General features: G+C 26.4%; 2 protein-coding genes and 1 pseudogene. 2 read left to right on the top strand and 1 reads right to left on the bottom strand.

Annotated elements, in window-relative coordinates; all coding sequences use genetic code 11:
* Positions 1 to 154 precede the first annotated feature (154 nt).
* On the bottom strand, positions 155 to 1,624 hold the full coding sequence (locus tag G594_RS0114540; protein WP_027099231.1) for an arylsulfatase: 1,470 nt from the start codon (positions 1,622 to 1,624) through the stop codon (positions 155 to 157).
* 409 nt (positions 1,625 to 2,033) lie between these two features.
* Here G594_RS0114540 and G594_RS19975 point away from each other — a divergent pair, with 409 nt between their 5' ends.
* Together G594_RS19975 and G594_RS19970 are read left to right on the top strand one after the other, a co-directional pair.
* Positions 2,034 to 2,237 (top strand): tyrosine-type recombinase/integrase, encoded by a 204-nt coding sequence (locus tag G594_RS19975; RefSeq protein ID WP_081663725.1) that lies wholly within the window; start codon positions 2,034 to 2,036, stop codon positions 2,235 to 2,237.
* A 4-nt stretch (positions 2,238 to 2,241) separates the two neighbouring features.
* A pseudogene (locus G594_RS19970) lies at positions 2,242 to 2,335 on the top strand (ParB/Srx family N-terminal domain-containing protein); the annotation flags it as partial.

Genomic DNA, 2,335 nt, shown 5'->3' with positions numbered 1-2,335 from the left:
AAATGCATTTAACAAAAGTGCAATAGACCCTGTCATAACAACAGGCATAGTACCTATAAATGAGTCTCTAAGAGCTATTAAAAATTTTTGGTTACTCAATTTTGATGCAATTGGTAATAAGTATCTTTCGACATTTTCCATAATTTTATTCATTTTAAATCTCCTTATAATCATTATTTAAAAAAGATAAAATCGGTTCAATATTATCTTTTTTTTGTAGCTTTCCATCTATTACAAATTTTTCTTCTCTATCTTTTAATTCTTCAATTAAAAAATTTCTTAATTTATTTATAATATATTTATACCTTGCATTATTGCTTTCATCAATAAGTTCATTAGGATCATTCTTTAAATTGAACAACTGTTCTTTATTTTTAACAGGAAACCAGATATATTTCCACTCTTCAGTAACAATAAATTGACTAGAATATTCCCCGAAACTATGTTCTCCGTGAATGTAATCTCTAATAGAGTAATTAGAATCATATAAGCATTTTTTAAAACTTTTGCCATCAATATTATATACCCTTCCATTTTCACTTAAATCTATCAAACTAGGAAAAACATCTCTTAATTCGACTAATGATGTAATATTTCTTATATCACCTTTTAAAATATTGGATGGATCATATAAAACAAATGGAATGTGTATACTCCCTTGATAAGGATATGCCTTTCTAAAAAGATTATGTTCACCTAATTGATCCCCATGATCTGATAAAAATAAAATAATAGTATTTTTATCAAGTCTATGTTCTTTTAACGCAATTAGGAATCTACCAATTTGATGATCTATATGAGTAATAGAACCATAATAACCAGCTATTAACCTCTTTAACTCTATATTTTTAAGATTTCCTCTTGTAGCTATCGTAGATATTGGAACATCTTCTATAATCTGTTTCACCCAATCACCAATTTTTACATCTGGTAATTCAGTAATATTATTCATATACATATCAAAATAATATGGAGGTGGGTCTATAGGTGAATGCGGTCTTACAAAAGACATTTTCAAAAAAAATGGAACATCTTTATCTCTTTTCTTTAAAAACTCTATACCTTTTGTAACTACCCAATTCGTTGGATGTAGTTCTTCTTCATATTGCCAAGGTCTAGCTACCCACGAATTACAGTCTAGCCCATTATCCATTAAATCTACAAAAGAACCTTTTTTCTCTCTAAACCAAGTTAAATAATCATCTACATTTTCAAACTGTGCCCCATATTCTTTATCATATTTTCTTGAAAAATGCAAATACCCATCATGTAATTCAATGTGTTCAAAACCTAATCTATTTCTTTCAGGATATACATGCATTTTACCTATGCATTCTGTTTGATATCCCCTGTCAGTAAATTCTCTAGCTAAAGTATTTCTATACGTCCAAGGAACTCCATCCTTATACCCTATCCTTCCATGATGCTTTTGAGCTAATCCTGTCATTAATGCTGCTCTTGAAGCAATACATGTTGGTACAGCTGTATATGCATTTTTAAAATTATATCCATCTCTAACCATCATATCTAAATTAGGTGTTGAAATAATTTCATTGCCATTAGCACCTATACAATCATATCTCATTTGATCAACCATCATTAAAATAATATTGGGCTTTTTCAAAAAAATTCACCATCTTTCTCCATAAAGTTTTTAACTTTTTCAAAAACGCTTCAAGTAATCGTTTACTAAAAATTGAATAATTATTGCTACCATTTTAATATTAATTTATAGGTTTCATATTTTTTATAATTAAAATTGTAAATGCATTCTTGTCCCCCTTTCTTTATTTATAAATAATTATCAAAACACCGCTTTTTAATTAAAAAAAGTACTTTTTGATAATATATTATAATAATCAAATTATAATTCACAGAATTTACCTTGTCAATAAATAAATTATAATTTTTTCCTTTATTTGCAATTGATAATTAATTTAAGTTAATTACTTCCTATATAATTAAACTTTAATAAAAATATATTAATAAATACCCTAATAATTTAAGATTAAAGTAACTAAATACAAAATTAAATCTATATAAACTTCCATAACAAATATAAAAAAATATCCCCACATAAATTCAGACTAACTAAAGCCACTAACTTATTAAATAGTGGTATGGATTTGGTAACAGTTCAAAAATTGCTAGGCAACGAATCTCCAGAAACTACAGAAACGTATGCCATATTAAATCAAGAGATTGTTAAATATCAATATAAAAGATTAACTGAATAATTTAGAAGATATTAAAATTAATGGATTAAATCATAACATAGTTGTTAGACCTACAGAAAATGGTACTTATGAATTAATTAGTGGTGAAAGAAGATACA

It is taken from the genome of Clostridium paraputrificum AGR2156 (genome assembly GCF_000424025.1).
Classification (GTDB): domain Bacteria; phylum Bacillota; class Clostridia; order Clostridiales; family Clostridiaceae; genus Clostridium; species Clostridium paraputrificum.
This window is presented reverse-complemented; position numbering and strand designations above follow the sequence as displayed.